Below are 26,895 nucleotides of genomic sequence, written 5' to 3' on the forward strand. Positions count from 1 at the left end.
CCGGTACGCCTAGTCCAGGGACTTGCTCGACGCGACGCCGGGCTGCAGGAAACGCTTGCCATTGACCCGCTCCGATGCACCCACCCGGTCCAGGTACGGCGTAATGCCGCCCAGGAACATCGGCCAGCCCGCCCCCAGGATCATGCACAGGTCGATGTCCTCGGCGCCGGCGACGACGCCTTCCTCCAGCATCAGGCCGATTTCCTCTGCCAGGGCGTCCTGGACGCGGTGCAGCACCTGCTCCGCCGAGGACGGGCTGGTGCCAAAGGACATCAGCTCAAGTGTGGACTGGGGGATAGCCCGGGAACCGTCCGGGGCGGTCCCCCACAGTGCCTTGACGTTGTTGTCGATGAGCTTCTTGAGGTTGTCGGAAACCGGGAAGCGGTCGCCGAAAGCGGCGTTCAGGGACTCCTGGACATGCTGCGCCACGGGCAGGCCCACCATGGCCAGCAGCGTGAACGGTGTCATGGGCAGCCCCATGGGCCGCAGTGCAGCGTCCGCCACCTCCGCGGGGGTTCCCTCGTCGAAGGCAGCCGTCACTTCGCCCATAAGCCGCAGCAGGATGCGGTTGACCACGAACGCGGCCGCATCCTTGACCAGCACGCCGGTCTTCTTCAGGGCCTTGGCCAGTTCAAAGGCGGTGGCCAGCACGGCATCATCCGTCCGTGGGGCGCGGACGATCTCCAGCAGCGGCATGACGGCCACCGGATTGAAGAAGTGGAAGCCCACCAGCCGCTCCGGGTGCTGCAGGTCCGCGGCCATCTCCGTCACCGAGAGGGAGGAGGTGTTGGTCGCCAGGATGCACTCCGGCGACACGATGCCTTCCAGCTCGGCGAAGACCTGCTTCTTGATGTGGAGTTCCTCGAAGACAGCCTCGATCACGAAGTCGGCATCCGCAAATGCTTCCTTTGACACCGATCCGGTCACCAGCGCCTTGGTGCGGTTGGCAGCGTCCTGGCTGACGCGCTTCTTCGCCAGCAGCTTGTCCACCTCGCCATGGACGTAGGCCACGCCCTTGTCCACCCGGGCCTGGTCGATGTCGGTCAGGACCACCGGCACCTTCAGCTGCCGCGCGAAGACGAGTGCCAACTGGCCGGCCATCAGGCCGGCGCCCACCACGCCCACCTTGGTGACGGGGCGGGCCAGCTTGCGGTCAGGGGCGCCGGCGGGGCGCTTGCCGCGCTTCTGCACCAGGTCGAGGAAAGCGTAGACGGTGGAGCGGAACTCGTCCGTCTGCATCAGCCCGGCGAGGGTTTCGCACTCCAGGGCGGCGGACTCCGCCGCGGTCATGGTGCGGTTCGCCTCGAGGATGTCCAGGACTTTGGCGGGGGCAGGGGAGGCGTTGGACGTCTTGCCTTCCACGAACTTCCGGCCGGCATCCACGGCCGCGGTCCAGCGGGCCGCAGCGTCAGGGGAGGAGGGGTCGACGGCGTTGGGCCGCTCCGGGACCACGTCGCCGGAGATGACGCCCGCGGCCCAGGCCAGCGACTGCTCCAGGAAGTCGGCAGGCTCGAAGAGCGCGTCCGCAATTCCGAGACCGAACGCCTGGGCGCCGGAAAGGGTCCGGTTGTTGCTCAGCGGGTTCTCGATCATCACCTTGACGGCGTTTTCGGGCCCCACGAGGCGGGGAAGGATGTACACGCCGCCCCAGCCGGGCACCAGGCCCAGGAAGGCTTCCGGCAGCGCCAGGGCGCCGGCACCTGTTGACACCGTCCGGTAGGTGGACTGCAGGGCGATCTCCAGGCCGCCGCCCAGGGCGGCGCCGTTGATGAAGGCGAAGCTGGGGACGCCCAGGTTGGCCAGGGTGGCGTAGACGTCGTGGCCCAGCTGTGCCATCCAGAGTCCGTGCTCGCGCTTTTCCAGGGACTTCACCGCGGAAAGGTCGGCGCCGGCCACCAGGTAGTGCGGCTTGCCGGTGACGCCCACGCCCACGATTTCCCCGCGGGCGGCACGGTCACGCAGGCCTTCCAGCACCGTGCCGAGCTCCACGAGGGTGTTGGGGCCAAGGGTGGTGGGCTTGGTGTGGTCAAAATCGTTGTCCAGGGTGACCAGGGCAAAGGTGCCCGGGCTGGGCTTCCCTGCAGTTCCCGGCAGGGCGATGTCCTGGACATAGGAGTGGGTTACGGTTTCGTTGGGGAAGAGGTCCGCCAACATGCGGAAATCTGCGGCGCTCATGCCATGGCTCCTTCGGAAGCGGTAGCAGCGGTCTCCCCGTCGGGAGCTCCACTGTAGTCGGGGTGGTGCGGGTTCTCCCAGATCACGGTGCCGCCCATGCCCAGGCCCACGCACATCGTGGTCATCCCGTAGCGGACGGACGGATCTTCCTCGAACTGGCGGGCCAGCTGGATCATCAGCCGGACGCCGGAGGACGCGAGGGGGTGGCCCACGGCGATGGCGCCGCCGTAGCGGTTCACCCGGGGGTCGTCGTCGGAAATGCCGTAGTGGTCCAGGAAGCTCAGGACCTGGACGGCGAACGCCTCGTTGATTTCGAACAGGCCAATGTCCTCGATGCCCAGGCCGGCATTCTTCAGTGCCTTTTCGGTGGCCGGGACAGGGCCGATGCCCATGACTTCCGGCTCCACCCCGGCATAGGCGTAGCTGACCAGCCGCATCTTGACCGGCAGGCCCAGTTCGGCGGCGGCTTCCGAGGACGCCAGGACGGCGGCGGTTGCGCCGTCGTTCAGCCCGGCGGCGTTACCGGCTGTCACCCGGCCATGGGCGCGGAACGGCGTACGCAGGCCGGCGAGGTCTTCCAGGGTGGTGCCGGGGCGCGGCGGCTCATCCTTGCTGTGGACCGTCCAGCCCTCGCCGGGCTTCCGGGCGGCAACGGGAACCAGGTCGGGCTGGATCATGCCGTCCCGGTAGGCGGCTGCCAGCTTGTCCTGGGAAGCCACCGCATAGGCGTCGGTGCGCTCCTTGGTGATGGCGGGGAAGCGGTCATGCAGGTTCTCGGCGGTGTTTCCCATGTTCAGGGCTGCCGGGTCCACCAGCCGTTCGGACATGAAACGGGGGTTGGGGTCGGCGCCCGAGCCCATGGGGTGGTGGCCCATGTGCTCCACCCCGCCGGCGATGACCACGTCGTAGGCGCCGAAGCCGATGCTGCCGGCCGTGGTGGTGACAGCGGTCATGGCGCCGGCGCACATGCGGTCGATGGCGAAGCCGGGAACCGTGCGCGGCAGGCCGGCCAGCAGCGCGGCGGTCCTGCCGAGGGTGAGGCCCTGGTCGCCGGTCTGGGTGGTCGCGGCAATGGCAACCTCGTCGATCCGCTCCGCCGGCAGGGACGGGTTGCGGCGCAGCAGGCCGCGGATGCATTTCACGATCAGGTCGTCGGCCCGGGTTCCGGCGTAGATTCCCTTCTCGCCGGCCCTGCCGAAGGGTGTGCGGATGCCGTCCACAAAGACGACGTCGCGGACAGTGCGCGTGGATGCGCCGCTTCCGTGCTGGCTCACGTGTAACTCCTCATCGAGATGTGGCGCGCCGGGTGCATGCCGGAGGGCAGCAGCAGCCTGGCGTCGGTCACACCGATGTTACTCGTGAGTAACTTAGCCTGCAAGGGGTGTCCGCGGGACAGTTACTGGCCGCCGGCCGCGGCGACAGGTTTGGCTTCCTTGGGCGGCAACGGCTGCGGGTTCAGGAACGCGCCGGCGATCAGCGGTGCACTGAGTTCCACCTGCCACCTGCGGGCCCCGAGCGCCCGCAGCTCAGCGGCAACGGAGTCCTCGGTAATGTCTGCGGGCGGCCGCCATGCAACCCGCCGCAGGTAGTCGGGCGTCAACAAATTCTCCAGCGGCAGGTTCAGTTCCTCTGCCTTGGCCTGGAGGAGGGGCCGGGCAGTGGCCAGCCTGGCGGCGGCTTCGGGATCACGGTCCGCCCAGACCCTCGGCGGTGGCGGGGCGTTGGTGGGCAGGTGCAGGGGCGGCAGTTCCTCCAGGTCCCGCGCTGCGGCGATGCAGCGCAACCAGCGTGGAGCCTCGCGCTGGGCCGCGCGGCCGTGGAACCCCTTGGTGCTGAGCAGTTGCGGGACGGTGGCGGGCATGGCCTTCGCCGCCGCTACCAGGGCGGAGTCCGGAATGAGCCTGCCCGGTGCCACGTCGCGTTTTTGCGCCAGGGAGTCGCGCTCCAGCCACAGCTCGCGGACGGCGGCCAGTTGGCGGCGGTCCCGGATCTGGTGCAGGCCGGACGTCTTCCGCCAGGGGTCCACCCGGGGCGGAGCGATGCCGGCTTCGAGGATGGCGGCAAATTCCTGCTCGGCGTACTCCAGCTTCCCGTCCGCCTGGAGCAGCTCAATGAGTTCCTCGCGCAGTTCGGTGAGGACCTCGACGTCCAGGGCGGCGTAGCGCAGCCACGGCTCCGGCAGGGGGCGGGTGGACCAATCAGCGGCGGAGTGTTCCTTGGCGAGCCCGAATCCCAGGAGCTGTTCGATGACGGCTGCCAGGCCCACGCGGGGAAGCCCGGCCAGGCGGGCGGCGAGTTCGGTGTCGAAGAGCTTGTCCGGCCACATCCCGAGTTCGGACAGGCAGGGCAGGTCCTGGCTGGCGGCGTGCAGGATCCATTCGACGCCCCGCAGGGCGTCATTGATGATCTCCAGGTTCCCGAAGGGTTCGGGATCGATCAGCCAGGTCCCGGCGCCTTCGCGGCGGATCTGGACCAGGAAGGCGCGCTGGCCGTAGCGGAACCCGGAGGCGCGTTCGGCGTCAACGCCTGCGGGGCCGGTGCCGGCGGCAATGGCGGCGGCGCAGCGCTCCAGGCCGGACTGGGTTTCGATGACCAGGGGAACGCCGTCCCGGGGTGCGTCAAGATCGATGATTTCGGGGATGGGGCTGTCAAAGCCCTCCACCGTGATGTGGGGTGCGGCAGCAGCAGCCGGGACGCCGGCTGTGGTGTTTTCCGGAATGTTTGGGGTCATGATGCCCCCAGTTTACCGGGCTGCCCCATAGCCGTTCTGCTGGCCCCGCCGCCGGGGCGGAAGGGCGGTCACGCCGTCGGGCAGCGGCGGCAGCCCCGCAAACGTGCACACCATGTCGGACCAGGCTTCCAGGTGCGCCTGGATATCGGAGGAATCGGGCGTCCAGGAGGCCCGGAGTTCGATGTCGATTGAACCCGGCCGCCCGGCCAGAGTTCCGAAGCTTTCGGAAAGGACGCGGGTGGCTGTGCCACCGGCTGCCCTGTAAGCGGCCTTGTGGTTCTCCAGCGCTTCCACCAACCATGTCCATGCCACAGTTCCCAGCATCTGGTCGTTGCCCATTTCCGGTTCCAGTTCGGCCCGGATGTAGGTGACGATGCGGAACTCGCCGTCCCAGACCGCTGAACCGTCCGGATCGTGCAGCAGGATGAACCGTCCGGTTGCGAGTTCCGTCTCATCGTCGTCCGCCGTTCCTGCGGCGGCGGTACCGGATGCTGCTGCGAAAGCCAGCGCCGCCGGTCCGTGGACGGGCGTGGAAAGGCTGCCTGTCCCGGGGGCCATGACTTCAGCACCAAGTGCGACGGCAAACGGAGCCAGCCGTGCGGGGGCAGGGATTTCGGCCAGGTGCAGTTCCTTGCGGCACCGGGCTTTCCTGAGGGTTCCCAAGGCGTGGAGAAAATCCGGGGGAACCTGGTCAAGTGCGTTCACCTTGGCAGATTACGGGGCGGGGCGGGGCGGGGCAGGAAGGCTCGCCGTCAGCGGACGGTCACCCCGCCTGCCCGTCCCGGTAATCCCGGAGTTCGTGGCGGATCGCGGCGGCAAAGGCGTCAACATCTTCCTCGGTGGTGTCGAAGGAGCACATCCAGCGGACTTCCCCCGCTGCCTCGTCCCAATCGTAGAAGCGGAAGGAACTGCGCAGCCGGTCCGCCACGCCGGGTGGAAGGATGGCGAAGACGCCGTTGGATTCCGTCTTCTGGGTGGGGCGGACGCCCTCAATGGTGTCGACGGCGGCCCGCAGCCGGGTGGCCATGGCGTTGGCATGCGATGCGGAGCGCAGCCAAAGGCCGTCTTCGAGCAGGGCGATGAACTGGGCGGACATGAACCTCATCTTGGATGCCAGCTGCATGTTCATCTTGCGCAGGTATACCAGGCCGTGGGCGGCCTCAGGGTTCAGCGCCACCACTACCTCGCCGAAGAGCAGCCCGTTCTTGGTCCCGCCGAAGGACAGGATGTCCACGCCGGCGTCCCGGGTGAAGGCCCGCAGGGGGAGGTTCAGGTGGGCGGCCGCGTTGGCCAGCCGTGCCCCGTCCATGTGCAGCTTCATGCCCTTTGCGTGGACATGGTCGGCGATGGCCCGCACTTCCTCCGGGGTGTAGCAGGTGCCCAGTTCAGTGGTCTGGGTGATGGAGACGGCCAGCGGCTGCGCACGGTGCTCATCGCCCCAGCCCCAGGCCTCCCTGTCGATCAGCTCCGGGGTCAGCTTGCCGTCCGGGGCCGGGACCTGCAGCAGCTTCATGCCGCCGATGCGCTCGGGTGCCCCGTTTTCATCCATGTTGATATGGGCGGTGGAAGCGCACACCACGGCACCCCAGCGGGGGAGCAGGGACTGCAGGGACAGGACATTGGCGCCCGTGCCGTTGAAGACCGGGAAGCATTCGATGCCAGGTCCGAAGTGTTCAACCATCAGTTCCTGCAGCCGCGCGGTGTAGTCGTCCTCGCCGTAGGAAACCTGGTGCCCCTCGTTGGCTGCAGCCAGGGCTGCCAGCACCTCGGGGTGGACGCCGGAGTAGTTGTCGGAGGCAAAGCCGCGCACGCTCGGATCGTGCAGCCGCAGCGCCGTGCCTGTTTCTGCTGTTGTCGTCATAGGGTTGCTCACGCTTTCAGTTTAGGTACAGTCACGGCGGGGATCAGCCCGCCAGCCGGAGGCGGACACCGTTGAGTTCGGCGGACGGCGTGCCGAAAAGCCGTACGACGGCGGCGGCCAGGTCAGCCACGTCCGTGGCCCCCGGGAATTTCCGCTCGGGGTGGGCGCGGCGCAGTTCGTCGTCAACCAGTGCCTTGACCACCAGGATGCTGGCAGCAGCCAGGTTTCCGCCGTCCCCGGCGGCACGGCGGAAGCCATCCGCCATGGCCATGGTCCAGGTTTCCGCGGCGGCCTTCGCTGCAACGTAGCTGGCCACCGCGGCGGTTGGTTTGTCCAGGGCCGTGGAGGACACCATGGCAAACCTGCCGGCCGGAGATGCGGCAATGTCGTCGAAGAAGGCGCGTGACACGTTGCGCAGCGTGGTGATGGCCCCGCGCTCCAGGAAGTCCCAGTCGTCGTCGGACTGGTCGGCGATGCCCTTGGCCCCTCGCCAGCCACCCACCAGGTGGATTACGGCGTCAACCGTCCCGACGGCGGCGCTGACCTCCGCCCGAAGCTGCCGGACGCCGTCGAAATCGGCGAGGTCGCACGTGAAGGGGGTGACGCCGTCGCCCGCCTTTTCCGCGGCCGCCCCGATCCTGGCCTGGTCCGAGCCCACGGTGGCCACGCGGTGCCCTGCCGCAGCAAGTGCACGCGCAACGGCGACGCCGGACGCGCCGCTGCCACCTGCCACCAGGACCGTAAGGGGCCCGGTGGTGTTGTGGGCAGCAGCGGCAGGGCCGGAACCGGTCACAGGGCGGAGCGGCCGGTGATGCCGGCGGTTGATTCAATGACGGGGCGCATCTTCTTCTCCAATGCCTCGTAGAACATGGACAGCGGGAATTCGTCGTCCAGGACCTGGTCCGTGAGGCCGCGGGGTGTTCCCGCCAGTGGCAGCGCGTCCGGCCCCTTGGCCCACACGGAGGCCGGGTTGGGGGTGACGGTTGCGGACACCAGCTGGTAGGCCGCCAGCCAGTGGGCGGTCTTGGGCCGGTCGATGGAGCGCCAGTACAGGTCATCGATGCTGGCTCCCAGGGCGATCACAGCGTCCGCCACCTCATCCCAGTCGATGGTAAGCCGTGTGTCCGTCCAGTGCAGTACGTGCTGCTGGTGCAGCCAGGCGAAAAGGAGCTGGCCGCCCAGGCCGTCGTAGTTGCGGACCCGGCTGCCGGTGATGGCGAAGCGGAAAATGCGGTCGAAGATGATGGCGTACTGCACGAGCTTGGCGTGCCGCCGGGCCTCGGGGTCGGCGTCGTCGTCCTTTTCGATCCGGACGGATTCGCGGAACGCGGTGAGGTCGCAGCGCAGCTCCTCGAGCGAGTACAGGAAGTAGGGCATCCGCTGCTTGATCATGAAGGGATCGAAGGGCAGGTCGCCGCGCATGTGCGTCCGGTCGTGGATCAGGTCCCACATGACGAAGGTGGCCTCGGTGAGGTCCTGGTCGACGAGCAGTTCGGCTGCGCCTTCCGGGAGCTCCAGGGAGGTGGTCTCCGCGGCCGCCTTGAGCACGCGGCGGAACCGGGCAGCTTCGCGGTCGGCGAAGATGGCGCCCCAGGTGAAGGTGGGGGTTTGGCTGACCGCTACCGTCTCGGGGAAGAGGACGGCGGAGTTGGTGTCATAGCCCGGCGTGAAATCGACGAAGCGGATGGGGACGAAGAGCTTGTTGGAGTACTCCCCGGCTTCCAGTCCCGCGATGAACTCGGGCCAGATGACCTCCACCAGCACGGCTTCCACCAGTCGGTTGCTGCTGCCGTTCTGGGTGTACATGGGGAAGACCACCAGGTGCTGCAGGCCGTCAATGCGCTGCTGCTGCGGCTGGAACGCCAGCAGGGACGACAGGAAGTCCGGGACGGCGAACCCGCCCGCGGCCCATGCCCGGAAATCAGCACAGGCGGCCTCAAGGTAGTCCGCGTCGTGCGGGAAGGCAGGGGCCAGTGCCGTGAGGGCATCCACGATGGTTTCCACGTACCGGGCTGCCGCCGGGTGGTCCGCGGTCCCGGGGACGGAACCGTCCTGGACCTGGAGGGCCTGCAGGGCGGTGGCCGCGCCCTTGAGCCGCAGCCAATCCTTGTTCTGCGCGGAAATACCGGTGACGGCGGTGGTCAGGGTCTCGGTCATCGTCGGCTGCCTTTCTGGTTGCTTTGCTTCTCTGGTGAGCGTAACAAGCAACCAGCAGGACTTATGCCCAATGGGTGTTTGAATAAGAAGTTCTTAGTCTCGGGCCCCGCTGGGGAGGAACGAGACCGGCCCCCGGCTGTGGGAACAGCTGGGGGCCGGTTCTGCCTGGACGGGTTGCGGGGGATCTCCCGCGATGCCTATCGCTTAGCCCTGGGGTCCGTCGCCGGACGCCTCTTTGCCCACGAGCCGGAGGGAGACCGAGTTGATGCAGTAGCGCTGGTCGGTGGGCGTTCCGTAGCCCTCACCCTCGAACACATGGCCCAGGTGCGAGTCGCAGGAGGCGCACCGCACTTCGATCCTGTCCATGCCCAGGGTGCGGTCATGGATGTAGCGCACTTTGCCCTCAGTCAAAGGGGCCCAGAAGGAGGGCCAGCCGCAGTGGGAATCGAACTTCTCATTGCTGGTGAACAGTTCAGCGCCGCACGCGCGGCACTGGTACACGCCCTCCGTATGGGTGTCCCAGTATTCGCCGGTGTATGGCCGTTCCGTCCCTGCCTGGCGCAGGACGTGGTATTCCTCCGGAGTCAGTTCCTCCCGCCACTGGGCATCACTTTTCTGGACAGAGGCCTCGCTGTCCGCAGCCCCCTGTGCGCTGCCATGCTGCGTTCCGGCACCAACGCCTGGTGCCCTGTTGCCGTAGATGCTGTTTCCAAAGATGCTCATAGCTTTCCCAACGCTTAGGAGTCGCCGATAAATCCCGAGCCCGCGTACAGGTGGAGCACGGGGACGCCGAGTTGGTCCTGGGCCTTGTTGGCCCAGTCAGTGTGGAACGTATCGGCCACGGCATGCGGCCGCGTGATCACGACGGCCTGGGAAGCGCCGGTTTCGCGGACCTTTGCCACCAGGCTGTCAACGGCCTTGCCGTCCACCACCTGGCCGGTCACACCGGAGCCCAGTCCCTCGAGCGCCGCGAGGGAGGCCGCCAGCGTGTCGTCGGCGTGCGCCCGTTCGGTGGCGGCATCAGGGTTGCGGGCGGCGAGCTCGCGGAAAGCCTTGGCAACGTCCAGCATGGACAGGTTCTCAAGGAAGTCCACCAGCAGGTGCCGCTCGGTATTCGCCGGGACCAGGACCAGCAGGCGGCTGTCCGCGCCATCCACAAGCCGTTCGATGTTAACGCGGTCGTCCGCGCCCAGGGGTTCTTCAGTCAGGATGACGATGGGATCACTCATGGCCTTAGCCTAGTCCCGCCCGCTGGCCCCCGCACTGCACCTGCCGTTGAACTGCGCCGGCCCTTGAACTGCACCGGTCTCGACACTTGCCGGCCTCTGCGCCGGCCGGCACCCGGCACGGGGCCCCTCCCGTGCCGGTCTGGCGGCGCCGTGCCGCCCGGGTGCTGGAATGCGGGTATCTGCGGCAGGGCCGGTAAGAATAGTCCCATGGCACCTTTCCGGCGAGCGCGCCCTGCAATGACTGCATCCACCAGGGAATCCGTTGGGGTGTCGCCGGGGGCCAAGTGGGCCGTTGGCGGCGCCATCGCCGGCGGCACGGTGGCAGGCCTGCTGGGAGCGGGTTCCTCGGCGCTCGCCGTGTATTTCGCGCGCCGGGTCATCACTCCGGCACGGCAGCGGGCGGCCGACAAGGAAGTCCTGGCGGTGATCCGGGACGGGCAGAAGCTGCAAGTGATCCTGGCCGCCGATGATGACACCACGGTGGACGGCGTCTACGGGTTCTTCTTCGACGGCGGCAAAGGGCACGCGCGGATCGGCCGTATCGTGTCCTACTCGCCCGCCGAGCGGACTGTCCTGCGCGAGGTCGAAGCCGTGTACAGCGGGGATCTCTCCACGGCCCGCTGGGGATGGTGGAGCGGTGCCACCTACCCGGACCCGGCCGCCGTCGGAATCCCTGCCGAGGACGTCCTGATTCCCGTTGAGCGCGGCGAAGCTCCCGCCTGGCTGGTCCGGGCAAAGGGGGCTGCCCGGACCTGGGCCATCATGGTGCACGGGCGGGGCGCCACCCGGCAGGAAGCGCTGCGGGCGGTGGGACCGGCGCTGGAACTCGGCCTTACCAGCCTGCTGGTGTCCTACCGGAATGACGGGCTGGCACCGTCGGCCGATGACGGCCGCTACGGCCTGGGCTCGACGGAGTGGCAGGATATCGAGGCTGCCATCGGGTACGCGCTGGCCAACGGTGCCGAGGAAGTTGTCCTGTTCGGCTGGTCCATGGGAGGGGCCATTTGCCTGCAGACCGCGGATCTCTCCCGCCACCGCCACCTGATCAGGGCGATGGTGCTGGACGCGCCGGTCATCGACTGGGTAACAGTGCTGGCGCACCACGCGCAGCTGAACCGGATTCCGTCGCTGGTGGGCAGGTACGGCCAGCTGATGCTGGGCCACCCGCTGGGACGCAGGCTCACGGGCCTCTCGGCGCCCGTGGACCTGAAAGTCATGGACTGGGTGTCCCGGGCCGTCGAGCTGCGGACGCCAACACTGATCATCCACAGCGTCGACGACGAGTATGTACCGTACGGACCGTCGGCCCTGCTGGCCGAGCGGAACCCGGAGATGGTGACGTTCGAGACGTTCAACCACGCACGGCATACGAAGGAATGGAATGTGGACCCCGAACGCTGGGAGCGGCTGGTGAAGGCCTGGCTGCGCCAGCAGCTCGCTCCGCGCCTAAATCCCGGCGCCGGCCCCGGCCTGACCGCTGGACGCATGGCGGAATCTCCGGCCGGGCCCACGCAGGCGGGTGCCTGACATGGTGAAAGCACGCCCTGCAGGAACTGTGACCGGCCGTGGCCGGGAGCTGGCGGCGGAGCTTGCCGGACTGGTGGCGTCGGCGGGCCCCGGCCGGCCGGCGCAGGCCTCGCACGCGCCCTTCGACGGTTCAGTGGTGGGTGAAGTGCCCGTATGCACCCCGGACGACGTCCATGCCGCCGTCGAGACCGCACGCATGGCGCAGCGGCAGTGGGCAGCCCAGCCAATCGCCGAACGCCGAGCGGTGATCCGGCGGTTCGTGGCGCTGCTCCTGGACCGCGAGCAGGATGTCCTTGACCTGGTCCAGGCAGAGAGCGGCAAGTCCAGGTTGAGCGCCTTCGAGGAGTTCGCGGACGTCGTCCTGACGGCCGGTTATTACGAGCGGACCGCTGACCGGTATCTCCGCCCGCGCCGCCGGAAGGGCGCGGCCCCGCTCCTCACCCGCACCACGGAATACCGGGTGCCCAAGGGGGTTGTGGGTGTCATCAGCCCTTGGAACTATCCATTGACCCTTGCGGTTTCGGACGCCATCCCGGCCCTGCTGGCGGGCAACGGCATCGTCCTGAAGCCTGACTCGCAGACGCCCTTCACGGCCCTGCTCATGCTCAGGTTCCTGCGGGAGGCGGGCCTTCCGGCGGACCTGTTCCGGATCGTCACCGGGCCGGGCACGGAGATAGGGCCTGCCTTGATCGGGCGGGTGGACTTCCTGATGTTCACGGGATCGTCCAAGACCGGCAAGACCGTCGCCAGGCAGTGCGCTGAGCGGCTGATCGGCTTCTCCGCCGAACTGGGCGGCAAGAACCCCATGCTGGTGCTCGCGGATGCGGACGCAGGCAAGGCGGCTGCCGGCGCAGTGCACGCCTGCTTCTCCAACTCCGGGCAGCTGTGCGTCAGCATTGAGCGGATCTACGTTCATGCTGACCTTTATGACCGTTTCCTGGCGGCGTTCACAGCCAAGGTGAAGGACATCCGGATGGGGTCCGGTCCGGACTGGGACATTGGCATGGGGTCGCTTATCAGTACGGCACAGGTGGAGCGGGTGGACCGCCACGTCCAGGATGCGCTCGCCAAAGGCGCCCACCTCCTGGCCGGAGGACGGCGCCGGCCGGACCTGGGGCCGTTGTTCTACGAACCCACCGTCCTGGCCGGGGTAACGGAGGACATGCTCCTTGCCCGGGAAGAGACGTTCGGGCCGGTGGTTGCCGTCTACCGGGCGGCCGACGACGACGCCGCCGTCGCCCTGGCCAACGACTCGGACTTTGGGCTCAACGCCAGCGTCTGGTCCGCCCGCCGCGGGGAAGCAGTGGCCCGCAGACTCCAGACGGGGACCGTCAACGTCAATGAGGGCTACGCAGCCACCTGGGCCTCCCACGATGCACCGATCGGCGGCATGAAGGATTCCGGCGCGGGTCGCCGCCACGGCCGGGAAGGCATCCTCAAATACACGGAACCGCAGACCATCGCCGTGCAGCGGCTGCTCCAGGTTGCTCCCGCTCCCGGGATGTCCAACCATGCCTACGCACGGATCATGAAAACGGCCATCACCTTGATGGGCCGCCTTTCCCGAAACCGCTGAGGACAAAGCCTGTGCCAAGATCCGAGGAGAACTGAGATGGCCAAAGGAACCAGACTTTCCGGTGCAACACTGTTGGTCACGGGAGGGGGAAGCGGACTGGGCCGCCGCATGGCGCTCGGCGCCGCCCGGCGCGGGAGCCGGGTGGTGATCTGGGATGTGGACGCGGCAGCGGGAGCAGCGGTCAGCGACGAAATCCGGGCTGCCGGCGCGCAGGCTGAAGCCCATGCCGTGGATGTCACGGACCGGGAGGCGGTCAAGGCCGCCGCGGCCAGGACGGGGCCGGTGGATGTGCTGGTGAACAACGCCGGGGTGGTCAGCGGGCACCGGCTCCTTGATGCGACGGATGAGGCCATCGAACGGACCATGCACGTCAACGTCATGGCCCTGTACTGGGTCACCCGCGCCTTCCTCGGCGGGATGGCAGAGCGGGGGCACGGCACCGTGGTCACCATTGCCAGTGCTGCGGGGATGGTGGGCGTCGCCCGGCAGACGGACTACTCCGCCAGCAAATTCGCCGCGTTCGGTTTCACCGAGTCACTGCGGGCCGAGCTCCGGACGGACCAGACCGGGGTCAACACGCTGGTGGTCTGCCCCTACTACATCAACACAGGAATGTTCGACGGCGTCCAGACCCGTTGGCCCCGGCTCCTCCCCATCCTTGAGGAGGAGGACGTGGCAGCTGAAGTCCTTGACGCGATCGAGGCCGGCCGCCGGAAACTGGTCCTGCCACCCCTGGTGAACCTGCTTCCGGTCCTGCGGATCCTGCCGGTCGGCGTCTTTGACCGGCTCATGGACGTGCTCGGCGTCAACCGCACCATGGACCACTTCACGGGCCGTTCCGGCAGCCGCGCGGGGGAGCCGGTCCGGGAAGGCCCAGGGCAGGTCTCGGCCCTTTCACCGGAAGGGGACACTCGGCCCTAGCGCTGACAAAGAGAGCTGCCTACCGTCGGCTGCAAGGGGGGAACCATCAAGGCAATTGAAATGGGGCTCACAATGTATCTGACAAGGCGGCAACTCCTGCAAGCCGGCGCCGCAGCCGGTGCGGCCGTTGCGACGCAGCCGTATGGACCGGGAAGCGGGCGGGCAATTGCCACGCCAGGACAGGCCGGCCAATTCACCGAGCAGCTTCCAACGCTGGCCGAACTGGGCGTCCTGGACATGAGTGCCGGCGGCACTGCGTCTCTCTGGATGCGAAACGCCCAGCACCGCTTCCAGGCCGGCATGGGTGTGGCCGACACCCTGGCGTACCAGGACGGGACCTCCTCCCGTACATATTTGGGCCCGGTCATCGTCGCCCGGAAAGGAACCCCCTTCAGCCTCACCGTCCATAACGGGATCGAACGGAATCCCCTTGGCTACGCCGTCGACGCGGAGCTCGTTCCTCCCGGCAGCAACGATGCTGCAGCGCCCAGGACGTCCGTGCACCTCCACGGAGGCAACACCAGGCCAGAGTACGACGGCGGCCCCGAGCAGGCATTCAGGCCCGGCGCTTCCTACACGTACAGGTATGGCAACGACCAGGACGCAGCCGGTCTCTGGTACCACGACCACGCGCTCGGCATTACGCGGTTGAATGTCTATGCGGGGCTGGCCGGCGGCTACCTGTTGCGGGACTCAGGTGGATCAGGAATAGATACCGGCGATGGAACCCACCTGCCCCCGCCGCCCTATGAAGTTCCGCTGATCATCCAGGACAAGATGTTCAACCCCGACGGCACGCTTGCGTACCCGCCGAACCCGGACCTTTCCACTGCCGGCGGAACACCGCGTCCCTGGGCGCCGGAGTTCTTCGGCGACGCGGCAACAGTCAACGGCAAGTGCCGGCCGAATCTCGACGTGGCCCGGGGGAAGTACCGGCTCCGCATGTTCAACGGCTCCAATGCCCGGTTCTACGACCTCAAGTTCACAGTGGATGGCGCGGCGCTCGCCTTCTTCCAAATAGGAACGGACGGCGGCCTGCTCAACGCACCGGTCCGGCTGAACAGGCTGCTCCTGGGGCCGGGCGAGCGGGCGGATATCGTGATCGATTTCGCCGGACACAAGCCCGGCACACGGGTTGTTCTGGCCAACAGTGCCCGCGTCCCCTACCCGGACGGCCCCGCCACCATCCAGCTCGGGGGACTCCCGCTGCCGCAAATCATGCAGTTCACTGTGACATCCCAGGCCGGCTACACAGCGCCGCTGCCTGGCAGCCTCCGGGACTGTTCCATCACCGATCTGGCGGCCAGGGCCCCGGAGGCCATCAGGCCCATGGCACTGGTGGAAGTGGCCAACGCCGCCGGGGTTCCCCTCATGGCGCTCCTGAACAACCGAAAATTCGAGAGCGAAGACATTCTCCGGGTCCGGAGCGACAGCCTCGAAGAATGGGAACTGATCAATACCACGGGGGACGCCCACCCGATCCATGTGCACTTCACCCAGTTCCAGGTCCGCGACCGGCAAAAATTCGACGTCGACGGGTACCTGGCAGCCACCGGCTATGTAGACCCGGGGACCGGCCTGGTGACGCCGGGCCGCGGCAGCGCCGTTCCGGTCCGGCCCTTCCTGATCGGACGCCCGAAAGGGGCGCCGGCACATGAGCAGGGCTGGAAGGACACGGTCATTGCCATGCCCGGGGAAGTCACCAGGATCCGTGTTCCGTTCGGGGCAGGGGCGGCGGACGGAGCCCCGCTGGCCATCGGCTCATCCTTCAGTGGCGAGTACGTCTGGCACTGCCACATCCTGGAGCACGAGGACAACGAGATGATGCAGCGGTACATCATCGAGTAGCGGGATGAACCACCCCTGCTGCGGCTATGGCCGGAGGTTGCCTGCGGCCAGTGAGCTGATGGGAGCCGTGACGGCGTCTGTCAGCCGGACCAGGTCAGCCGGCGCCAGCTCAATGTCAAGGCCCCGCCGGCCGCCCGAGACCAGCAGGGTGCCCAGGGCCAGGGCGCTGGAATCCAGCACCGTGGGGGAGGGCTGGCGCTGGCCGAGCGGGGAGATGCCGCCGAGGACATAGCCGGTCCGGCGCTGTGCTGCAGCGGGATCGGCCATGGCGGCTTTCTTGGCCCCCAGCGCAGTGGCTATCGCCTTCAGGTCCAGGGTTCCGCTGACCGGAACAATGCCCACCGCGAGCCTGCCCTCAACTTCCACCATCAGGGTCTTGAAGACGCGGGACGGATCGATCCCCAAGGCCTCGGCTGCCTCCGCTCCGTAGCTCGCCGCCGAGGGGTTATGGGGGTACGGATGCAGCACAAAGGGAACCCCGGCCGCGGTCAGGGCCGCTGTGGCCGGGGTTCCCTGGGAGTTGTTCCTGCGTGCCATAAAGGCGTGGTCAGGCCTGGCTGCGGGATGCTGCGGCAACCTTGCGCTTGATCCTGCCCAGCATGGCTGTCATGCCCCGCATGCGCAGGGGGGTGATGGCGCGGGTGAGTCCCAGCAGCTCCGGCATGTCGTCCGGCACCGACAGGATCTCTTCCGCTGTCAAACCGTCCAGGCCCTCGTGCAGCACCCCGGCGAAACCGCGCGTGGTGGGCGCCTCGGGCGGCGCCTTGAAGAAAAGGCGGACGGCGCCGTCGTCGTTGGTTCCCGTCTCAATGGTGAGGAACAGCGGCGACTGGCACTCCACGACCTGCTCAAGGAGTTCGGGGTGGTCCTTGAGCCGGTCCGGGAGTTCCGGCAGTCCTTCCGAGAACTCCAGCAGCAGCTGCAGCCTCTCGGGTTCGGACAGGGCCTGGAAATCGTCCACGATCGCCGCCAGGGCGGAAGGCAAAGCTTGAGTAGTCATCGTTCCAAGTCTACGCGGGGGAGCAGGGTCAGGCTCCGACGGCGACGGGAACAGAGCCGCGCTCCGCGCCCTTGACGATCGGCACGCGCACGGCGTTGCCCCACTCAGTCCAGGACCCGTCGTAGTTGCGGACTGTCTCAAAGCCCAGGAGGTACTTGAGGGCGAACCAGGTGTGGCTGGACCGCTCGCCGATGCGGCAGTACGCCACGACGTCGTCGCCTTCCGCCAGGCCGGCCTCGCCGAGATAGATGGCCTCCAGTTCCTCCCTGCTGCGGAAGGTGCCGTCGGCGGCAGCGGCGCGTGCCCACGGGATGGAGGCTGCAGTGGGGATGTGGCCGCCGCGCAGGGCACCCTCTTCCGGGTAGGCCGGCATGTGGGTGCGCTGACCGGTGTATTCCTCGGGGGAGCGGACATCGATCAGGGGGCCGGCGCCCAGGTGGGCCAGGACGTCATCCTTGAAGGCGCGGATCGGGGCGTCGTCACGCTCAACCACCGGGTAGTTACCGGGAACGGGAGCAGGGCGGTCCCTGGTCAGTTCGCGGCCTTCGGCAACCCACTTGTCCCGGCCCCCGTCCAGCAGCCGGACGTCCTGGTGGCCGAACAGCGTGAAGACCCAGAGGGCGTAGGCGGCCCACCAGTTGGACTTGTCGCCGTAGATCACCACGGTGCTGTCGCGGGAAATGCCCTTCGACGCCGCGAGTTCAGCAAAGGCGGCACCGTCAACGTAGTCGCGGGCCACGTCGTCGTTCAGGTCCGTGTGCCAGTCGATCTTGACCGCGCCGGGGATATGGCCGGTTTCGTACAGCAGCACGTCCTCGTCGGACTCCACCACGATAAGTTCGCCGCGGGCCACGGCACCGCTTTTAACGGCGGCAGCAAGCCACTCAGTGGAGACCAGCCGCTCCGGGTGGGCGTAGGCTGCGAACTTCTCATTCTGTTCAACCGGGTAGGGCATGGCTTGGCCTTTCACTAAGAGCACGGGAAACCGCGGAACATCCATTGGAACCTGTTCCCACACTAACCAGCGCCCGTGGGGTTGTCCGTATTCCGTTAATAGGGCGAAATGTTGCCTTCATCACGCCCCGGGGCGGCAGGACGGCGTCCCGCCCGGGTTGGGCGTGCATTGCCGGTATCCTTTCTGGGGACCAACCACCAGCAGAACGGACCACCTTGGTACAGATCGAACAGCTTGCCGCCCGCACTCCGGCAGTATCGGTGGACGAACTCCTTAAGGGCTTCTACCCCTCGCCCCGGTTTGGGGAGGTTTCCTTTTCGAGCTACCGCCCGGACCCGAAGCAGCCCAGCCAGGCCGCCGCCGTGCGTGCCCTGGAGGGATTTGCCGACGGCGTGGGGTCGGGCAACGGAGGCGGGCTTTTCAAGAAGCTGTTCGGCAAGAAGGACGAATCCAGGGCGGGTATCTACCTGGACGGCGGTTTCGGCGTGGGCAAGACCCACCTGCTCGCCTCCCTGTGGCACGCGTCGCCCGGCCCCAAGGCCTTCGGTACGTTCGTGGAGTACACCAACCTCGTGGGCGCCCTTTCCTTCCGCAAAACGGTGGACGCGCTGAGCAGCTACCAGCTCGTGTGCATCGACGAATTCGAACTGGACGATCCGGGCGACACCGTCCTGATGTCCCGGCTCATGCGCGAGCTGGCTGACGCCGGGGTCAAACTTGCCGCCACGTCCAACACTCTGCCGGGCTCCCTGGGCGATGGCCGGTTTGCCGCTGTGGACTTCCAGCGCGAAATCCAGGTCCTGGCGGACCAGTTCGACGTGATCCGCATCGACGGCGAGGACTTCCGGCACCGTGGCCTCCCGGCCGCACCGGCGCCGCTGAAGAACAGCGAGCTCAACGCGCACATGAAGGCGGAATTCGACGGGAAGACGGTGGCCCAGGATGAGTTCTCCACCCTCATCCACCACCTGGCCGGAGTGCACCCCAGCCGCTACCGCCAGCTGATCCACGGCATTGACGGCGTGGTGTGGCGCAACGTGGAAACCATCACGGAACAGGCTGTAGCGCTGCGGTTCGTGGTCCTTGCAGACCGGCTCTACGACAAGGATGTCCCGATCCTGGCCAGCGGCGTCCCCTTCGACAAGCTGTTCACCGAAGAGATGATGGCCGGCGGGTACATGAAGAAGTACTTCCGCGCCGTCTCCCGCCTCACTGCGCTGGCCCGCGAAGGCCAGAACCACGAGCCCTCCTAGGCGGACTTCTTCCCGGGCCGGGCGCGGGGCCGCAGCGCCAGCCGGACCACCAGCCCGGCCAGCAGCGCCCAGAAAGCGGACCCGATCCCGGCGAACGCCAGGCCGGACGCGGCCATCAGGAACGTAACGGCCGGGGCGATCCGGTCGTCCGGGTCCGCCAGGGCTGACGAGACCGCCGAGGCGAGGGTGCCCAGCAGTGCCAGCCCGGCAACGGTTTCCAGCATCCCGGCCGGTGCCTTGCTGACCACCGACACCAGGGCGGCCGAGAAAGCAGCCAGCACCAGGTAGGCCAGGCCGGACGTGAAGCCCGCGATCCACCTCCTGCTCCGGTCCCCGCCGGCTTCCTCGCCGGCGGCCAGGGCAGCACTGAGTGCCGCGAGATTGATGGCGTGGCCGCCGAACGGGGCTCCCGCAACAGTTCCCGCTCCCGTGACGAGCATCGCCGGGCGCCACGGTGCCTCGTATCCGAAAGACCTCAGCACGGCCACCCCGGGAATGTTTTGCGAGGCCATCGTCACCACGAACAACGGCAGAGCAATGCCCGCCATGGCCTGGAGGCTGAACGTGGGTGTGGTCCAGGCCAGTGCCGGGACCATGGCTGCCGGTTCAACAGGGGTTCCAGCCGATGCCAGGGTTATTCCGATCACGCCCAGGGCCGCGAGCAGGGCTGACGGCACCGCCCAGCGCGGAGCGAACTTCATCATCAGCAGCCAGCACAGGATCACCGGCGCTGCAAACGCCGGGACGGAACCGAGGGCCTTGAAGGGTGCCAGGCAGAGCTGGAGCAGGACGCCCGCCAGCATGGCCTGGGCCAGGGAGGGCGGGATACGCGCCATCAGCCTGCCAAGCGCCGGCACCAGGCCGGTCATGGCCAGCAGCAGGCCCGCACCAAGGAAGGCTCCGACGGCGGCCGGCCACCCGCCGTCGGGAACTCCCGATGCCGCAAGCAGCGCCGCGCCCGGCGTTGACCAGGCCAGTGTCACCGGGACCCGGGAACGCCAAGCGAGCACCAGCACGCCGAGCCCGACGGTGAGCGTTACGGCCAGGAGGCCGGACGCAGCCTGGGCCGGATCAGCGCCGACTGCCTTGAGGCTGGCCAGAACCACGGCAAAGGATGAGGTGAAGCCCACCAGCGCGGTGACGATCCCTGCGACCACCGGCCGGGAATCGGTCCGGGTCAGTCCCGGCTTGGCTGCCGTGGTGGGTGCGGGGGACTTGGGCATACCGGCAGGTTACCGGCCCAGGTTTGCCAGACGGCAATACGGGGGGCAAACGTTGCCCTTAAACGCCAAAGGTGCGGGCGCCGCCTCCCGGCGGGACCCGCACCTCCTTGACGTGCCGGGCAAAGCCCTGGCCAAATCCTTTACGGAGCCCTGTCAACCGGCGGAACCGGATTTCCAGGAGCTGCCGGGGGAACCTGCTCGGCGGCAGGTGCCTGCCCCGGGGTGCCGTTCTTGTCAACGAGCTTGGAAGCGCCATCCTGGATCTTGTCGACGTGGCCTGCGTACTTGCCGCCGGTCCTGGTGTCGACGAAATCGCCGGCCTTGGTGATGCCGTCCTTGATAGCTTGCTCGTTGCCGCGGATGAGACCCTGAGCCTTGCCCTTTAGATCGTCAATCAAACCCACGGGCACCTCCCTTCTATCGCGGAGCCAGGTCGCTCCTTGCGCATTCGATCCTATCCGGGCGCGGAAGGCGTGCCAAGGAAATCACGTTCGCCAGCAGCGGATGCGGCTTAAACGAAAAAAGCAGCTCCGGAGAGCTGCTGTTCGTGTGTGGGCGATACTGGGATCGAACCAGTGACCTCTTCCGTGTCAGGGAAGCGCGCTACCGCTGCGCCAATCGCCCGGAACCGGAAGACCGGCTTATGGGATATAAGAGAGCGGACGACGAGATTCGAACTCGCGACATCCACCTTGGCAAGGTGGTGCTCTACCAGCTGAGCTACGTCCGCATTGTGCAGATTGTTCCGGAAAATCCGGCGGTACTGCCGGCAAGTTGCCTTGCCGAGTGGGCGATACTGGGATCGAACCAGTGACCTCTTCCGTGTCAGGGAAGCGCGCTACCGCTGCGCCAATCGCCCATTGCATCCGGAGACCCGGAAACCATGGTTTTCACCGAGGTGGGTACGGGATTCGAACCCGTGTATACGGCTTTGCAGGCCGCTGCCTCGCCTCTCGGCCAACCCACCGTGTTAGCGTCAATTCCGAAGAATGTTTGCTGTGACAGTGTCCTGCGAGCGGACGACGAGATTCGAACTCGCGACATCCACCTTGGCAAGGTGGTGCTCTACCAGCTGAGCTACGTCCGCATTTTGGAGGCTTGATTCCTTGCCGTTTCCGGCATTTCCTCGCGTTCCAACGAGTAAAAACAATATAGGAGGTTCGGGGAAACTCCAAATCGCCCCGGCGCGGCTGGCCCGCATGGCCCCTGCAACCGCGGAATTCCGCGGAATATGCGAGTTACAGTCGTGTAATTCCGGTCGGGGTGGGTGCGGCGGCCCACGTTGTGCTGCCTGCTGCGCTGCTGTCCTTCAGGTGCGGGGCGGGGGCCAACGTTGCTGCGGACCCCCCTTTTAGCGTGCCTTTGCAAGTGGCGCCGCCCGATTTTTCAATTGGGGCAGACGTGGGCTAGCATTCAAATGCATCGGGGCGATTGGCGCAGTGGTAGCGCGCTTCGTTCACACCGAAGAGGTCACTGGTTCGAACCCAGTATCGCCCACCGCAGAGGTCCGTTTCCGCTCATCAGCAGCGGAAACGGACCTTTTTTGCGTGCGGCTCCTGCCGCCGGAGATTTTGTCGGCCCCCTGTGAAAGAGTCTTTTGTATGACTGATCCGCTTCTCGCCCACGCCACCGAATACGGCCGGATGTACGCACGGTCAACGTCTGAGCAGTTCTCGGTACCGTCCATCACCACGGTGATCAGCCAGCAACCGCACGGCCTCGATGGCTGGTTCGGCTATATGGGTGCCAGCAGCCTGGCCAACGATCCGCTGCTCTCCGACTGCCTGGGGAGCCCGGCCAAAATCAAGCAGGCCATCAACCGTGCCGCGAAAGCGGCCGAAACGTACCGGGACGACGCCGCCAGGCGCGGGGACCGGGTCCACAACTACTGCGAGCAAGTGGCTCTGCGGGCGCTGGGACGCCCGCATTCCATGAAGGAAGCCCGCGACGCCCTGGCCGCCAACGGTGAGGAAGCCTTCGCCGTTCGGTTCGACGAGTGGTGGGAACTCTTCCGCGTGGAGCCCATCGCCCCGGAAATCACGGTCTGGAACAACTCGGTGGGATACGCCGGCACCCTTGACCTCGTGGCCAGGATCAACGGACGCATTTGCCTGATCGACTACAAGACCAAGGGCACAACGCGGGACGGCCAGGTCAAGCCGCTGGATGACAAGGTGGTGATGCAGCTGGTTGCCGGCATGAAGGCGGAAGAAAGCCTCGTGGATCCGGAGGCGGGGACCTGGGAGCCCTGGAAGTACGGCGAGGACCCGGTCCTGCTGGCGGTGGCCATCGGCGAAACGGAGGTCCGCCCCGTCCGGGCCAACCCTGAGGTCCTCAAGCACCACTGGTGGAAGTTCTGCGCCCTCCGCCGGGTCTGGGAACTTTCCGCGGACACCATCAGCGCGGGCACTGCGCTGCTGCCCATCGCACCCCCGCCCCTGGCCCGTACTGCCTAAGGCGACGGTGCACGTGAAGAGACTGCACCTAAACTGGACAGGTTCACTTTCCCGCCAACCGTGAGGACACCCAGCGCATGGCTATTCTGAATATCCGCATCATCGGCGATCCTGTGCTGCGCACAGTTGCCGATCCCGTGACGGAATTCGGACCCGACCTTGCCAAACTGATCGCCGACATGACCGAGACCATGGAGGACGTGGACGGAGCCGGCCTCGCCGCTCCCCAGATCGGCGTCAGCAAGCGCATCTTCACCTACCGTATCGACGGGGTGGAAGGCCACATCATCAACCCTGTCCTCGAGAACAGCGAGGACTACCAGCCGGACCATGTGGAAGGCTGCCTGTCCATCCCGGGCCTCGGCTTCCCGGTCCGCCGTTTCCGCGCCACCCGCGTCACCGGCGTTGACATGCACGGCAACCCGGTCACCATTGACGGCGAAGGGATGCTGGCACGCTGCTTCCAGCACGAAAATGACCACCTGGACGGGATCCTTTACACCGACCGCCTCGAGGGCGAGGACCGGAAGGCGGCGCTGAGGTCCATCCGCAACGCCAACTACGACGCCGTCGCCGGACGTACCACAGCCAAACGCGCCAAGAGCGTGGGGTCAAGCTTCGGCGGGGCAAGCTTTGGCGGAACCGGCACCCCCGGCTCCAGCTTCGGAGCAGCCGGGTGAGGGTCCTCTTCGCGGGGACACCCGCCGTCGCAGTTCCCTCCCTGGACGCGCTCGTAAATGCCGGCTTCAACGTCGTTGCCGTCCTGACCCGGCCCGACGCTCCGGTGGGCCGGAAACGCGTGCTGACGCCGTCGCCCGTTGCCCAGCGGGCCGCGGAACTGGGCATCGAGGTCATCCGTGCCGCGCGCGTCGATGCCGCGGCCATAGCCGGCATCAGCGCGGTGCAGCCGGACGTCGCGGCCATCGTCGCCTATGGCGGACTGGTTCCCCCTGATGCCCTGGGCATTCCGCGGCACGGCTGGGTCAACCTGCACTTTTCCCTGCTGCCTGCCTGGCGCGGGGCGGCCCCGGTCCAGCGGTCCATCATGGCCGGAGACGACGTCACCGGCGCCGTGACGTTCCAGCTTGAGGAAGGCCTGGACACCGGGCCCGTCTTCGGCACCCTGACGGAGGCCGTCAAGCCCCAGGACACCGCGGGTGACCTGCTGGAACGGCTGTCCCACAGCGGCGCGGTCCTGCTGGCCCAGACGCTTTCTGCCATCGATGCCGGAAAAGCAGCGCCGCAGCCACAGGCCGGCGATGTCACGCTGGCGCCGAAGCTGACCCTTGAGGATGGCCACCTGAACTGGGCGCATCCGGCCCTTGCCATCAGCAGGCAGGCCCGCGGCGTCACCCCCGAGCCCGGTGCCTGGACCCTGCTCGACGGGCAGCGGGTCAAACTCGAGCCCGTGCGGCTGCGGCCGGATGTTTCCGGGCTGGCCCCGGGAACCGTGGCACTGAACGGCAAAGCCGTGCTGGTGGGGACAGGGTCGCACGCGGTGGAACTTACCCGGATCCAGCCCGCCGGGAAAAAGATGATGGCCGCCCCCGACTGGGCGCGCGGTTTGGCTTCACTGGAGAGCGTGGTGTTCGAATGACCGGGTCCGGAGGCAATACAGGCGGACGGGGAAGTGCCGGGGGACGCAGCAGCGCCGGGAAAGGCGGGCAGGGCGGCAGCGGCGGACCTGCCGGCGGCGGCCGCGGCAACGGCGGTCCCCGTGACGCCAGCCGGCGGAACGCCAAGGGGCGGGAACGCAACCGCGGGCCGCAACAGAGCTTCACCGAGCAGGCGCCGTCCCAGCGCACCAGGCGCGCAGATCCAGCCCGCCTGGTGGCCTTCGAAGTGCTCCGCGCCGTGGGGGCGGAGGACGCCTACGCCAACCTGGTGCTGCCCGCACGGATCCGGCACCACCACCTGGACAAGCGGGACGCTGGATTCGCCACCGAACTGAGCTACGGGGCCCTCCGCGGCCAGGGCACCTATGACGCCATCCTGGCGCGGTGCGTGGACCGCCCCCTGGCCCAGCTTGACCCGGCCATCCTCGATGCCCTCCGCATCGGTGCCCATCAACTGCTTGCCATGCGGGTCCCCGCCCACGCTGCACTGGACCAGACAGTAGGGCTGGCCCGCGCGGTGATCGGCGCCGGACCGTCCACGTTGATCAACGCCGTCCTGCGCAAGGTCGCCGCCCGCAGCCTGGAGGAATGGCTGGACCTGCTGGTGGAAGGCGAAACCGATGCTACGAAGGTAGCCGCGGTGAGGTACGCCCACCCTGAGTGGATCGTCCGGGCCATGCGCCAGTCCCTCGTAGCCCACGGCCGTTCCGCAGCAGAGATCGACGAACTGCTGGAAGCGGACAACGACGCACCTGTGGTTAACCTCGTAGCCCTGCCCGGCCTGGGCAGCCTGGACGAAGCGCTGGAAAACGGTGCCACCCCCGGGGAACTGGTTGAAGGCTCGGCGCTCTCCAGCGGCGGGGACCTGGGCCGTCTGGCCTCCGTCCGCGCCGGTACCACCAGGGTGCAGGACGTCGGTTCCCAACTGGTGGCCAGGGCTCTGGCCGCGGTGGACCTTGGTGCGCCCGGTGGAGTGGGCGGCGCTGGAAGTGCACCCACGGCCGGTGACGCTGAAACGTGGCTTGATCTCTGTGCCGGTCCCGGCGGGAAGGCCGCGCTCCTTGGTGCGCTGGCACACCAGCGGGGCGCCACGCTGCTCGCGAACGAGCCCGCGCCGCACCGGGCCAAGCTGGTCAGCCAGGCACTGTCCGCCGTTCCGCACGGCAGCTGGCAGGTCCGCACCGGTGACGGCCGTGAAGTGGGCGGTGAGCAGCCCGGGCGGTATGACCGTGTCCTGGTGGACGTTCCCTGCACCGGCCTGGGGGCTCTGCGCCGCAGGCCCGAGTCCCGGTGGCGGCGCTCGCCCAAGGACATTGCAGATCTCGGGCCGCTGCAGCGCGAACTGCTGGCCTCGGCCCTGGCTGCCGTCCGGCCAGGGGGAGTGGTGGCCTACGTGACCTGTTCACCGCATCCCGCCGAGACAACCGCCGTAGTGGACGACATTCTGCGCAAACGCCCCGACCTGGAACTCCTCGACGCCGGTGCGGCCCTGGACGCGGTAAGCCTGACCGGCAGCCTGGGCGCAGGCCACGAGTCAACGGCGCAGCTCTGGCCCCATATCCATCACACCGACGCGATGTTCCTTGCCCTGATAAAGAAGAAGGCCTGACCGGGCAGAACGCCCGAGTTTCCCACCACGCACCTTGAAAGGCACCCCCGTGACGCAATGCTGCATCAACCCGAGCATCCTCTCCGCCGACTTCGTGAACCTTGAGGCCGAACTGCAGCGGATCAGCAATGCCGACGCCGTGCACGTTGACGTCATGGACAACCACTTCGTCCCCAACCTGACCCTCGGGTTGCCCGTCGTGCAGCGGATCCAGGCCGTCAGCCCCGTGCCGCTGGACGCCCACCTGATGATCGCCGACGCGGACCGCTGGGCGCCTGGTTTCGCTGACGCCGGCCTGGCCTCCGTGACGTTCCACGCCGAAGCTTCCATTGCGCCCATCAAGCTGGCACGGGAACTGCGCAGCAGGGGATCCAAAGCGGGGATGGCCCTGCGCCCGGCAACCCCGGTGGAGCCGTACCTTGACATGCTGCCCGAACTCGACATGCTGCTCATCATGACTGTGGAGCCGGGCTTCGGCGGCCAGGCGTTCCTGGACATCACGCTGCCCAAGATCCGCAGGGCCCGCGCGGCCGTGGAGGGCTCCGGACTGGGGGTGGCCATCCAGGTTGACGGTGGCATCACGGAAGAGACCATTGCCCGGGCCGCCGAGGCCGGGGCGAACGTCTTTGTGGCCGGTTCCGCCGTCTACGGCGCCGACGATCCGTCCGCTGCCATCGACCTGCTGCGCGCCAAGGGCAGCCGGACGTTACGCGCGGCGACGGAATAACCGGGAGCCCCTCCCGGTTATGGCACAATAA

The 26,895-nt window shown here is 67.5% G+C and carries 24 protein-coding genes and 6 tRNA genes; 11 read left to right on the forward strand and 19 right to left on the reverse strand.

The features are described from left to right. Positions 1-9: 9 nt before the first annotated feature. The 9 genes from VIK36_RS08770 to VIK36_RS08810 form a co-directional block, all read right to left on the reverse strand. Positions 10-2,175, reverse strand: coding sequence for a 3-hydroxyacyl-CoA dehydrogenase NAD-binding domain-containing protein (locus VIK36_RS08770; RefSeq protein ID WP_324644806.1), 2,166 nt, complete (start codon positions 2,173-2,175; stop codon positions 10-12). Further along, entirely contained in the window at positions 2,172-3,449 is a 1,278-nt protein-coding gene (locus tag VIK36_RS08775; protein WP_324644807.1) for an acetyl-CoA C-acyltransferase, read from the reverse strand. Before VIK36_RS08775 ends, VIK36_RS08770 begins: the two co-directional genes overlap by 4 nt. A gap of 122 nt (positions 3,450-3,571) precedes the next feature. Continuing rightward, complete coding sequence (locus tag VIK36_RS08780) at positions 3,572-4,906, reverse strand: HRDC domain-containing protein (RefSeq protein ID WP_324644808.1); 1,335 nt, start codon at positions 4,904-4,906, stop codon at positions 3,572-3,574. A 12-nt stretch (positions 4,907-4,918) separates the two neighbouring features. Continuing rightward, the gene (locus VIK36_RS08785; protein ID WP_324644809.1) at positions 4,919-5,611 is read right to left on the reverse strand and encodes a DUF3000 domain-containing protein; all 693 of its coding nucleotides are present in this window, start codon (positions 5,609-5,611) and stop codon (positions 4,919-4,921) included. Between the two features lie 58 nt (positions 5,612-5,669). After that, positions 5,670-6,767 (reverse strand): low specificity L-threonine aldolase, encoded by a 1,098-nt coding sequence (locus VIK36_RS08790; protein ID WP_324645257.1) that lies wholly within the window; start codon positions 6,765-6,767, stop codon positions 5,670-5,672. A 43-nt stretch (positions 6,768-6,810) separates the two neighbouring features. Next, positions 6,811-7,560 (reverse strand): SDR family NAD(P)-dependent oxidoreductase, encoded by a 750-nt coding sequence (locus tag VIK36_RS08795; RefSeq protein WP_324644810.1) that lies wholly within the window; start codon positions 7,558-7,560, stop codon positions 6,811-6,813. Continuing rightward, the gene (locus tag VIK36_RS08800) at positions 7,557-8,924 is read right to left on the reverse strand and encodes a DUF6421 family protein (protein WP_420716261.1); all 1,368 of its coding nucleotides are present in this window, start codon (positions 8,922-8,924) and stop codon (positions 7,557-7,559) included. Before VIK36_RS08800 ends, VIK36_RS08795 begins: the two co-directional genes overlap by 4 nt. A gap of 204 nt (positions 8,925-9,128) precedes the next feature. Next, entirely contained in the window at positions 9,129-9,647 is a 519-nt protein-coding gene (gene msrB / locus VIK36_RS08805; protein ID WP_324644811.1) for a peptide-methionine (R)-S-oxide reductase MsrB, read from the reverse strand. A 14-nt stretch (positions 9,648-9,661) separates the two neighbouring features. Continuing rightward, entirely contained in the window at positions 9,662-10,153 is a 492-nt protein-coding gene (locus VIK36_RS08810; protein ID WP_255175207.1) for a hypothetical protein, read from the reverse strand. Between the two features lie 237 nt (positions 10,154-10,390). Here VIK36_RS08810 and VIK36_RS08815 point away from each other — a divergent pair, with 237 nt between their 5' ends. Genes VIK36_RS08815 through VIK36_RS08830 form a run of 4 tightly spaced genes read left to right on the forward strand, consistent with a single transcriptional unit; the run spans position 10,391 to position 16,025 of the window. Then, complete coding sequence (locus VIK36_RS08815) at positions 10,391-11,680, forward strand: alpha/beta hydrolase family protein (protein WP_324644812.1); 1,290 nt, start codon at positions 10,391-10,393, stop codon at positions 11,678-11,680. Between the two features lies 1 nt (position 11,681). Further along, positions 11,682-13,256, forward strand: coding sequence for a succinic semialdehyde dehydrogenase (locus VIK36_RS08820; RefSeq protein WP_324644813.1), 1,575 nt, complete (start codon positions 11,682-11,684; stop codon positions 13,254-13,256). Positions 13,257-13,292: 36 nt separating this feature from the next. Then, positions 13,293-14,177 carry an SDR family oxidoreductase gene (locus VIK36_RS08825; RefSeq protein WP_324644814.1) on the forward strand — a complete coding sequence of 295 codons (885 nt, stop codon included), beginning with the start codon at positions 13,293-13,295 and terminating at the stop codon, positions 14,175-14,177. A 60-nt stretch (positions 14,178-14,237) separates the two neighbouring features. Continuing rightward, complete coding sequence (locus tag VIK36_RS08830; RefSeq protein WP_324644815.1) at positions 14,238-16,025, forward strand: multicopper oxidase family protein; 1,788 nt, start codon at positions 14,238-14,240, stop codon at positions 16,023-16,025. Between the two features lie 24 nt (positions 16,026-16,049). On the opposite strand, the gene ybaK is transcribed toward VIK36_RS08830, so the two are convergent. The 3 genes from ybaK to VIK36_RS08845 are packed head-to-tail and all read right to left on the reverse strand — an operon-like array spanning position 16,050 to position 17,980. Further along, a complete protein-coding gene (gene ybaK, locus VIK36_RS08835) occupies positions 16,050-16,562 on the reverse strand; it encodes a Cys-tRNA(Pro) deacylase (protein WP_324644816.1) in 513 nt (170 codons plus the stop codon). A 10-nt stretch (positions 16,563-16,572) separates the two neighbouring features. Then, positions 16,573-17,025, reverse strand: coding sequence for a SufE family protein (locus VIK36_RS08840; protein WP_324644818.1), 453 nt, complete (start codon positions 17,023-17,025; stop codon positions 16,573-16,575). 28 nt (positions 17,026-17,053) lie between these two features. Beyond that, positions 17,054-17,980 (reverse strand): sulfurtransferase, encoded by a 927-nt coding sequence (locus VIK36_RS08845; RefSeq protein ID WP_324644819.1) that lies wholly within the window; start codon positions 17,978-17,980, stop codon positions 17,054-17,056. Positions 17,981-18,195: 215 nt separating this feature from the next. On the opposite strand from VIK36_RS08845, the gene zapE reads away from it, so the two are divergent. Beyond that, positions 18,196-19,233 carry a cell division protein ZapE gene (gene zapE, locus VIK36_RS08850; RefSeq protein WP_224025730.1) on the forward strand — a complete coding sequence of 346 codons (1,038 nt, stop codon included), beginning with the start codon at positions 18,196-18,198 and terminating at the stop codon, positions 19,231-19,233. Here zapE and VIK36_RS08855 read toward each other — a convergent pair. From VIK36_RS08855 to VIK36_RS08885, 7 genes are all read right to left on the reverse strand, one after another. Then, entirely contained in the window at positions 19,230-20,456 is a 1,227-nt protein-coding gene (locus VIK36_RS08855; RefSeq protein WP_324644820.1) for a benzoate/H(+) symporter BenE family transporter, read from the reverse strand. The two genes, zapE and VIK36_RS08855, sit on opposite strands and share 4 nt — an antisense overlap. A gap of 140 nt (positions 20,457-20,596) precedes the next feature. After that, positions 20,597-20,860, reverse strand: a complete 264-nt coding sequence (locus VIK36_RS08860) for an antitoxin (protein WP_255175213.1) — start codon at positions 20,858-20,860, stop codon at positions 20,597-20,599. Between the two features lie 148 nt (positions 20,861-21,008). Beyond that, positions 21,009-21,080 (reverse strand) — tRNA-Val (locus VIK36_RS08865). A gap of 33 nt (positions 21,081-21,113) precedes the next feature. Beyond that, positions 21,114-21,186: transfer RNA gene (locus VIK36_RS08870), tRNA-Gly, on the reverse strand. A 57-nt stretch (positions 21,187-21,243) separates the two neighbouring features. After that, a tRNA-Val gene (locus VIK36_RS08875) sits at positions 21,244-21,315 on the reverse strand. 37 nt (positions 21,316-21,352) lie between these two features. After that, positions 21,353-21,423 (reverse strand) — tRNA-Cys (locus tag VIK36_RS08880). 47 nt (positions 21,424-21,470) lie between these two features. Continuing rightward, positions 21,471-21,543, reverse strand: a tRNA-Gly gene (locus VIK36_RS08885). A gap of 338 nt (positions 21,544-21,881) precedes the next feature. On the opposite strand from VIK36_RS08885, the gene VIK36_RS08890 reads away from it, so the two are divergent. The 6 genes from VIK36_RS08890 (at position 21,882) to rpe (ending at position 26,864) form a co-directional block, all read left to right on the forward strand. Next, positions 21,882-21,953: transfer RNA gene (locus tag VIK36_RS08890), tRNA-Val, on the forward strand. Between the two features lie 104 nt (positions 21,954-22,057). Beyond that, entirely contained in the window at positions 22,058-22,912 is an 855-nt protein-coding gene (locus tag VIK36_RS08895) for a cytochrome (RefSeq protein ID WP_224025732.1), read from the forward strand. Between the two features lie 77 nt (positions 22,913-22,989). Further along, the gene (def, locus tag VIK36_RS08900) at positions 22,990-23,592 is read left to right on the forward strand and encodes a peptide deformylase (protein WP_324644821.1); all 603 of its coding nucleotides are present in this window, start codon (positions 22,990-22,992) and stop codon (positions 23,590-23,592) included. After that, on the forward strand, positions 23,589-24,509 hold the full coding sequence (gene fmt, locus VIK36_RS08905; RefSeq protein ID WP_324644822.1) for a methionyl-tRNA formyltransferase: 921 nt from the start codon (positions 23,589-23,591) through the stop codon (positions 24,507-24,509). The genes def and fmt overlap by 4 nt, the downstream gene beginning before the upstream one ends. Then, positions 24,506-26,137, forward strand: a complete 1,632-nt coding sequence (locus tag VIK36_RS08910) for an RsmB/NOP family class I SAM-dependent RNA methyltransferase (protein ID WP_324644823.1) — start codon at positions 24,506-24,508, stop codon at positions 26,135-26,137. Before fmt ends, VIK36_RS08910 begins: the two co-directional genes overlap by 4 nt. Positions 26,138-26,186: 49 nt before the next feature. Then, positions 26,187-26,864, forward strand: coding sequence for a ribulose-phosphate 3-epimerase (gene rpe / locus VIK36_RS08915; protein WP_255175218.1), 678 nt, complete (start codon positions 26,187-26,189; stop codon positions 26,862-26,864). Positions 26,865-26,895 lie beyond the last annotated feature (31 nt).

The sequence above is a fragment of the Pseudarthrobacter sp. LT1 genome (assembly GCF_035621795.1).
GTDB lineage: Bacteria > Actinomycetota > Actinomycetes > Actinomycetales > Micrococcaceae > Arthrobacter.